This window comes from Candidatus Poribacteria bacterium (genome assembly GCA_009839745.1).
In the GTDB taxonomy this organism is placed as follows: Bacteria; Poribacteria; WGA-4E; order WGA-4E; family WGA-3G; genus WGA-3G.
In genome coordinates this window covers 42,237-49,533 of sequence record VXPE01000088.1, presented here as the reverse complement: position 1 = coordinate 49,533, position 7,297 = coordinate 42,237, and the positions used below count along the sequence as shown (strand labels likewise).

The window sequence follows — 7,297 nt, the reverse complement described above, 5'->3', positions numbered from 1 at the left end:
GCACCGATTTACCCGTGCTTTTCTAAAGACTAAACTTTTTTCAAACTCACGTTAACTCATTAATCAACGGCTGAAGAGTCTCATTTGGCAGCACATTTCGGACGAACAGAAACCCATCATCATGAAATTGCTGCTTCTGTTGAGGTGTGAGTCCGTTCTGTTGAGGTATTTCCGAATTACGTCGCGTAGACATTTTTTAATTATGTCCCCCTGGGCTGCAGTGTCCTTGCAGGTTTTTTAACCATTAAGTTTCTGCCCTGCCTTCCGCTCCGCTTATAGGCAGACACCTGGTGGCTCCACAACCCTCATGAGAATTTGTCCAGTATAACATCAAAACCCGTAGCACGTAATGTAATGGAGTGCGGATTTGAGGAACGCCCTAAAACTTTAAACGAGCGTTGTTTAACCGCAAGGTAAAATTAAAAATTAAAAAATCGTAACAGCACTGCCGATTTCACTGGATTTCATTGCTCCATCGAGCATTTGCATCAGCATTACTGCTTGCGAACCGGAATTAAGGGGTTCATCTCCGTCTCGAATCGCCCGAATGAATTCTCTCGCCTGAAGGGTTATATCATCCGCTTTTTGTGGCGGTGCTTTTATGGGTTTGACCTTAACACCGTCCGGTGTCCCAACGAGGAGTTTTCCGCTTTCGAGTCCTGCCTTCGTCCCGTAAAGTTGGAACTCCTGCGTCTCGCTTTTGACCAGATCGGTTCCCTTTGCTGGCGTCTGCCGATTTGTGGTGTTCATCGAAAACGCGACAGCAAAATGCAAGGTGCACCCGTTCTCAAACCGCACAAACCCGCACGCTGCATCATCTGCGGTGTAAATTTGTTCAGGAGGTGCGAGGTCAGAAAAAGTGCAATACATTCCAGCCATGACCTCTGTCGGACGCGGATTGCCCATCATAAACCAGACGTTATCAATGGCGTGAATACCGAGATCCAGGAGGACCCCGCCACCTTTCGCTTTGTCGTGCCGCCATCCCCGTGCGGAACACCATCGCGTGCGTATCCACCGAGTCTCCGCGTAATATACGTCGCCGAGTTCTCCAGCTTGCACAAGCCTGCGCCCCTCCATCAACTGGGCTGTGAACCGCGATTGACGGACAAACATATAAACAAGACCTTTAGTTGCGGCAAGCTGCGTGACCGGTATTAACTCTGTCGCATTGTTTGAGGGGGGTTTCTCGCAGAGCACATGTAACCCAAGTTGCACCGCTTCCTGTGAGACGGGGGCGTGCATCCACGTTGGAAGCCCAATGCAGACTGCGTCTAAATCGCAGGTGTCAAACATCTGCCGATAATCATCGAAAACGCGGACCCCTTTAATCCCATCCAAGACCCGTTTCCTGCGGGTGGGATCCGGATCCGCCAAAGCGACGAGTTCTACGTTCGGCTCTGCGGCGAGAATAGCGGTCGTGCTACTCATTGTCCCACCGACACCAATGATCCCAACTCTGATGACCTCTTTCATTTTTTAATTATTCCTTAAAATTGTCCAAACTTTAGTTAAACTAATAACTTTGTCGTTTTTTAACCGAAGAACCATCGTTTATCTCCTTTTAAGTGTCCTGTGTGGCGGTTTGATTCGTTGTGTGTCCGCCTTGTGCGAGTTCCTATTCGTCGAGAAGTTTGGCGTAATAGTCTTGCCATATCTGCGTCTTTCGCCATTTGCTGAGCGTGTTGGGGTTGACATCGAGCAATATAGCGATGTCCCCTAACAAATCGCTGTTGAAGTGCAGTCTGCGCGCCTGACAGATTAACTTCGGATTCATGTCTTTGGGCATGAACGCTTCCCGTGATGAGATTTAAAGACTATTATACCTTATTCGCATCTTTTTTGCTTGGCAATTTTTGTGTTTTTTTATAGAATGCGGGTGTCGGGCTCGAAAAGAGAACGACAGGGCAGCGTTCCTATTTTAACGTGAGTTTGATAAATATTTAGAATAGACGCATTCCCTCTTAAAGTCCCCCTGAACCGGTCTGATAAGAGGAGAAAGACAAGGGGAGAAGATCCCCTCTTCTCCTCTTGTCAGGGGAGTTGGGGGATTTAGGGGGTTAACGCCGTGAAAATGGGATATTTTTGGTTAAATGGGCATTTTTCTTGACTTATCGGACTTTTTTCAAACTGGCGTTATTTTATAGAGGCGACGCAGGTGATTGAGCACCCGCATCGCTTAGCGCTGCCGTACCATTACTTACGGCAGCGCGGGTTTCTATTATAGCAGAGGACACGTTTTGTGTGTGAGATGACGTAATGGAAACCAGCACCCTATACGGGACAGTTTGCCTGAGCTTCGCGTTGTTGACACCCGTCGGTAGTCCTCCCCAGTAGAGACATTGAAACCCCCTAAGGAGTCAAGGCATGTTTTCCGACAAATGGACGTTGTTTTTCTGTCTCGTGGTGTGTGTTGTTTGTCTGTTTGGCATCTATCGCCTACAAGCAGCACCGCAACTCCCGGAGAGACCTGCACCGACACCACAGGGGAGCGAGGTCACTCAACCGCCCCGCACAACGTTCTCGGAGTCCATCGACTCGGACTTCTACCAAACCATTATAAGAAATAACCTCTTTGCCCCATTGGGAACAGACTTATACCACTTCTAAAAGTTTATATTGCATTAGCAGCCCCTGAGTGCACAGACTAACAGTCTATGCTACAAGCATGTACGAACTGAAGTTTATGCTACAATTTCAATCAGAAATGGTATTACACAAAAAGCCTGTCCCTGGGGCAAGTGTGAACCTGATAGCCACGTTTACCCGTGATGAGCCGTCGAAAGCGACAGCGATTGTTGAGAACATCGCCACTGGCGATCAGAAAACCGTCGGTGTCGGGTCGATGTTCGCTGGATACCAAGTGCTTGATATACAGGCAAAGCAGATACTCATTGAAAAAGACGGTGAGCGTGCGATTTGGAAACGCATGAAACCCTTTTTACTCAACTAACCCATTGTGATTTTTCAATGAATAAAGGAGTAAAGAAAAATGTTAAAAGATGTTTTTTTCAGACGTGTGGTATTTGGAACATTGCTTTTGATCGTTGTTATTATCGCCGGTGGCATTCTGTATCTGAAACACCTTGAAGTTCAGAGGCAACGCGAGATTGCCGAGACCGCTTCCCGCGTAAAATCGTTGACACCGACACAGATGGCAACACAAACTGCATCCGGCATTGAAGTCGTAGAAACCGAGACAGGCGGTGGACACTTCCACGCCGATGGCACGTGGCACGCTGAACCGCATGAACCTGTGATAGCAGAGGAGATTCCATTTGAAGATGGTTCCTTCGAGGAGATCGTCGATCCCGATCTGGCGGACTTCACAGACGCAGAACTCGCTACCTATGAGCGCGTGAAGCTAACCCAGATCAAACTGCATTGGGCGAAATATCCTGACTGCCAAGACTACGAGGCAGTCTGGGAAGATGCCGCGCGATACTCAAAGTGGTATATAGAAACATATTCAAAGTGGAACGAAGAAGTGGATGAACTTCATACAGAATGGGAGAGAATCCGCCACGAAAAAAATGAGTTTTCTGGTATCAGCTATCAGATCCTGATGGACATGCCCGAGTCAGAACGCAACGCGTTTATCGACAATCTAACACCTGAAGAAGCAGCTTCTATGTTCATTGAGGTAAAAGAGTGGACAAAAAGAAGGATGGCTGCGTTCAACAAATATGATGAATTCTATCAGCAAGAACCTACTGAACCGAAGCCTCAGCACACACACTAAAGGAGTTTTAAAAGATGTTATTAAAAAAGTTTTGGATCCCTGTTCTACTCGTTTTGATAGGTGTTGCCATTGGTGTCACATTTTGGGGATACCAGCACGTTGCGAGTCAAGCCCCCGTGAAGATTATCAACCCTGTCACGGCTGACCCTGTTGATACGTCAAAGCCTGCGACACCGAAACCGCCACCGCCGGGGGAAACCGCCGAGAGCGGACACTGGCATGGCCAAGAGTGGCACGCCGATGCACACACACCCGGTGAACAGAGTTCCGTCGCCGAGACGGACTCCGGCGAGACATGGCGTGACGGTGTGTGGTATCCTGAAAACTACACGCAAGCCGATATTGCTGCCGATCTCGCGGGACGTGGCGCGGTGACAGATGAAGAATATGACCGACGTGCCTATAAGTATGCCGTCAATGCATACATTCAAAAGCATAAAAAGGAGTATCCTGACTGCACCGAAGACCAAGCCGTCATTGACGATGCAAAACGCTTTGCCGAGTGGCGGCTCGCCGATCAAGCAATCACAGATAAATATTCCGAACTCACGGCTGAACATGATTACTTGATGAAGCAATTAGAATAACTTTTTGAAAAATACAACTACAGCCCGGTCGCCGAAGCGACACACATCCCTGAATCCGAACGCCTCAATGATATCGAGAGAACAAAGGTTATCTTCTCACAGTTGGAGGACAACACCCAACGCAGTGATGCCCTGAATCGTGATGAACTTATTTATCCGAAACCCAAGCATACGCACTAAGCGAGGGTATTCTGATGAAACATATTCACATTTTCGGCATTGTCTTGATCGTCGCGATCATCGCCTCCGCGGTTGCTACGTTGGCATGTGATGACTTGAAGGCAATACGTGATACTGCGGAAGAAACTTTGGAAGCGGCAAAGCGCGAATTCAGAGAGTCTCACTTGAAGTTGCCGTCGCATCAGGACTGCTGCCAAAGATTGTTACCCCCATAGAGCTGCCAAAAACCCCGCCTTCTAATGACCCGTGGAGTCCACCCCCGGATCCGCCCTCCCCGGATCCGCTGAAAGTCCCCATAGAGTCGATAATAAAATCCCTCGCGAATCCCGTCTTGAAAGCGAAGTTTAATGCTGCAAAATCAAAGCGCGATAAAGCGCAGATCGCCCTCGACTCCGCACAGTTCCAACTCGATCAATGTCTGCTGCCAAAGAAAGAGAAAGCGGCGTGTGGTCACGATATGCCGGGGCATGTGCGTGCGAAATACAGCTGCGGGCATTGGGATTACACCTGCCAAGAGGCGAAGCACCAGTTGCGGGAGTGTCCGAAGGATAGTATTGGGCGTGTAATGTCAACGCCGTTGCGGTACATAAAAATCATACGTCGACGACGACAACACCGACAACACCGATAACGCCAAAGACCACGCCCTCACCAAGTCCGTCCCCAAGTCCGAGTCCGAGTCCAACGCCGAAACCCAAACCCAAGCCGAGCGTCAAGTGTCCTGCGAATAGTTGGACGCACTGTGGGGGCTCGGTTTCACATGCCAAGACGTGTTCTTACGGTCATACATATTACACGTGTGGCACGGCAACCTCTTGGCATGAGAGTGGGCGCTGCCAACCGAGGTCTCCGAAACCCAAACCGAAACCCACATCGGCGTGTCCCGCCAACTCCTGGACGAATTGTGGGGGTTCGAGTTCCCATGCCGCGACGTGTGCTGCGGGTCATAGTTACTGGACGTGTGGCACAGCAAATGAGTGGCATGCGACGCGGACGTGTACGCGATGTGGTCATACGTATCAGAAATGTACGAATACCTCGACGTCGTGTCAGGGGAGCCGTTGGCATATAGGGGGTTAATCTGAATGGCATTCGAGGTCCAAGAGCAAGGGCGTGATGGGAAGTCGTTGCGTCCTGTGCTTTGCGCTTCGTTTTACCTTCAGCGTGTGCAATCTGGCGAGATGGAAGCCTTTTCTGCGTTGGTGCAGAAGTCCGCGTCGCGTCTTTCTCTTACACTACCACCATGGACTGCCCATCACAACGATTGCCCAACGGCTGTAATGTCCTAAAAAATGGGGGCAAGTGACAAACTCGCTGTCACTTGCGGACAGATTAAAGCAGCGCGTTAGGTTCCAGCAGCGAGTTTTTACCACTTTCTACAGCAACGATGCCGACCCGGTGTCCAGAAATACCGCACACTCTGAGTGCGTCTGTAAAATCGAAGCAGGGTGCAATGGCGTTATCTCGCCGTGCAAGCAATTCCGCACTGCCTCCGCCTTTCGTTCATCCGGCACAGTGCAAACAATCGTTTTCGCCTTTATGATCTGACGAATGGACATTGAAATTGCTTGGGTCGGCACGTCATCAATGCCAGCAAACCAGCCCTCGCCGACCTGTTGCAGCCGGCATGCCTCATCTAATTCCACCAAGATATACGGATCTTCTGTCTCAAAATCCGCCGGTGGATCGTTGAAGGCGAGATGTCCATTCTCACCGATACCTACAAACGCCACGTCAATCTGATGTTGCGAGATAATCCGATTGAGTCGATCACATTCGGCTTGCGGTTTGCCTGCTTCTCCGTCCAAGAAATGGACGGTTCCAGGATGAACGATGTCCACGAGCCGTTCTCGCAGATACTTGCGAAAACTGGCGGGATGTGTCTCAGGAATGCCGATGTACTCGTCGAGATGGAACATCGTTGTGTTGTCCCAATCAATCGTTTTATCAGCAGTCAATGCGGCAAGGAAATCAAATTGAGACGCGCCCGTTGCAACGATGAAACTGGCATGTCCATTTGCATCCAATGCCTCTCGAAGTTTTCTACTTGCGAGATGTGCTGCTGCTTCGCTCGTTTCGCGTTTGGTTGTTGCTTTAAAGATATTCATTGCGCTAAAATTTTTGTAAAATCCCTTTTCCAACTCGGCGAGAGGGCAGACAGTTTTCTGGCGCGTGCGATTTTCTCGCGGTTGTCCCTATCAAAATAGCGTAGGTTGAGTATTTCTGTAACGCTCATCGACGCTGAGGCAACTTCAATGCGGGCAATCGTATCTCCAGCCGCGATTTTGCCTTCTTCAAGCACTCGAAAATAGAAGCCAACGCGTCGACTCTCTAAAAACTGCTTGGGGAACTCCGGCAGTCCCATCTTATACGCAAGTTTAAAACACGGCACGCGCGGTTGCGTAATCTGTAATTTCACCGTTGACCCTATCTGAAAGATGTCGCCGATATAAACTGACGTTTCCAGTAGACCTTCAACCGTGAGATTCTCGCCGAACTGCCCGTAGGTCAAGTCGCCTCTTTGCAACGCCTGTTGCCAGTGGGCGTAATGTTCAAACGGATAGCCGTAGATGGCTTTATAGGTGCCCCCATGGACCCGCAGATCGCCTTGTCCATCACCGTCGATGTTCTTCTCTCTGAGCATGACGGTGCCTGACACGGGTTCTTTGAAAATCCCAGTCTGGACCGTTTTACCGCCGTATTGAATAGGCTTCGGTTTTGAGACGTTTATAGATAAGAGTTTCATGATGTGCCTTAATATAATGGTTTTTCTCAGTTATGTCAAGTG

At 49.4% G+C, this 7,297-nt stretch carries 10 protein-coding genes; 6 read left to right on the top strand and 4 right to left on the bottom strand.

The annotated features are described in order from the left end of the window. Positions 1 to 426: 426 nt before the first annotated feature. Positions 427 to 1,476: a Gfo/Idh/MocA family oxidoreductase gene (locus F4X88_14410; GenBank protein MYA57483.1), complete on the bottom strand. Its 1,050-nt coding sequence runs from the start codon at positions 1,474 to 1,476 to the stop codon at positions 427 to 429. Between the two features lie 891 nt (positions 1,477 to 2,367). On the opposite strand from F4X88_14410, the gene F4X88_14405 reads away from it, so the two are divergent. Genes F4X88_14405 through F4X88_14390 form a run of 4 tightly spaced genes read left to right on the top strand, consistent with a single transcriptional unit; the run spans position 2,368 to position 4,329 of the window. Continuing rightward, positions 2,368 to 2,610 (top strand): hypothetical protein, encoded by a 243-nt coding sequence (locus tag F4X88_14405; protein ID MYA57482.1) that lies wholly within the window; start codon positions 2,368 to 2,370, stop codon positions 2,608 to 2,610. Positions 2,611 to 2,638: 28 nt separating this feature from the next. Next, positions 2,639 to 2,953 (top strand): hypothetical protein, encoded by a 315-nt coding sequence (locus tag F4X88_14400; GenBank protein MYA57481.1) that lies wholly within the window; start codon positions 2,639 to 2,641, stop codon positions 2,951 to 2,953. Positions 2,954 to 2,992: 39 nt separating this feature from the next. Next, positions 2,993 to 3,742, top strand: coding sequence for a hypothetical protein (locus F4X88_14395; protein ID MYA57480.1), 750 nt, complete (start codon positions 2,993 to 2,995; stop codon positions 3,740 to 3,742). Between the two features lie 14 nt (positions 3,743 to 3,756). Further along, positions 3,757 to 4,329: a hypothetical protein gene (locus F4X88_14390; GenBank protein MYA57479.1), complete on the top strand. Its 573-nt coding sequence runs from the start codon at positions 3,757 to 3,759 to the stop codon at positions 4,327 to 4,329. Positions 4,330 to 4,505: 176 nt separating this feature from the next. On the opposite strand, the gene F4X88_14385 is transcribed toward F4X88_14390, so the two are convergent. Continuing rightward, positions 4,506 to 4,706 (bottom strand): hypothetical protein, encoded by a 201-nt coding sequence (locus F4X88_14385; GenBank protein MYA57478.1) that lies wholly within the window; start codon positions 4,704 to 4,706, stop codon positions 4,506 to 4,508. Positions 4,707 to 4,840: 134 nt separating this feature from the next. Between F4X88_14385 and F4X88_14380 the strand changes: the two genes are divergently transcribed. Both F4X88_14380 and F4X88_14375 read left to right on the top strand, forming a co-directional pair. Beyond that, a complete protein-coding gene (locus tag F4X88_14380) occupies positions 4,841 to 5,140 on the top strand; it encodes a hypothetical protein (protein MYA57477.1) in 300 nt (99 codons plus the stop codon). Between the two features lie 454 nt (positions 5,141 to 5,594). Next, positions 5,595 to 5,798 carry a hypothetical protein gene (locus F4X88_14375; GenBank protein MYA57476.1) on the top strand — a complete coding sequence of 68 codons (204 nt, stop codon included), beginning with the start codon at positions 5,595 to 5,597 and terminating at the stop codon, positions 5,796 to 5,798. A gap of 87 nt (positions 5,799 to 5,885) precedes the next feature. On the opposite strand, the gene F4X88_14370 is transcribed toward F4X88_14375, so the two are convergent. Both F4X88_14370 and F4X88_14365 read right to left on the bottom strand, forming a co-directional pair. Next, positions 5,886 to 6,617, bottom strand: coding sequence for a glucosamine-6-phosphate deaminase (locus tag F4X88_14370; protein ID MYA57475.1), 732 nt, complete (start codon positions 6,615 to 6,617; stop codon positions 5,886 to 5,888). Next, complete coding sequence (locus F4X88_14365; protein ID MYA57474.1) at positions 6,614 to 7,255, bottom strand: MOSC domain-containing protein; 642 nt, start codon at positions 7,253 to 7,255, stop codon at positions 6,614 to 6,616. Before F4X88_14365 ends, F4X88_14370 begins: the two co-directional genes overlap by 4 nt. Positions 7,256 to 7,297 lie beyond the last annotated feature (42 nt).